Annotated in this window: 1 protein-coding gene; it reads left to right on the forward strand. The window is 72.7% G+C overall.

Features of this window, described 5'->3' with window-relative positions; translation table 11 throughout:
* Window positions 1-362: phthiocerol/phthiodiolone dimycocerosyl transferase family protein (locus BEK98_RS49460; protein ID WP_167444473.1), on the forward strand; the 362-nt coding region annotated here is incomplete at both ends.

The following is a 362-nucleotide window of genomic DNA, read 5'->3' on the forward strand; positions in this document are numbered from 1 at the left end:
GGCCGTACGCCGGTGCTGCCGCCCCGTACCACGGGGTTGCCCCGCCCCGTCGAGGAACACTTCCGCGCACGCTTCTCCGTCGAGGAGCTGAACGACTTCCTGAGGGATCGCTCGGCGAAGGTCGGGGATCTCGTGCCCGCGTGCATCCCCGCCCTCGCGGCCGGCCGCGGCACGGGAGCGCAGCCCGGCGTCCACAGGCGGCAGGTACGGCTCTCCGCCGAGTCCGTCGGTCAACTGACGCGTGCGGCCAAGGCGGCACGCATGAGTCTGCACGCGCTGGCCTGCGGCATCGCACTGCGCGCGGTCCACTCGCAGACGCCCTGCCCGGACGAGACCGTGCCCATGACGTGCTTGTCCACGCT

Source organism: Streptomyces diastatochromogenes (assembly GCF_002242805.1).
GTDB lineage: Bacteria > Actinomycetota > Actinomycetes > Streptomycetales > Streptomycetaceae > Streptomyces > Streptomyces diastatochromogenes.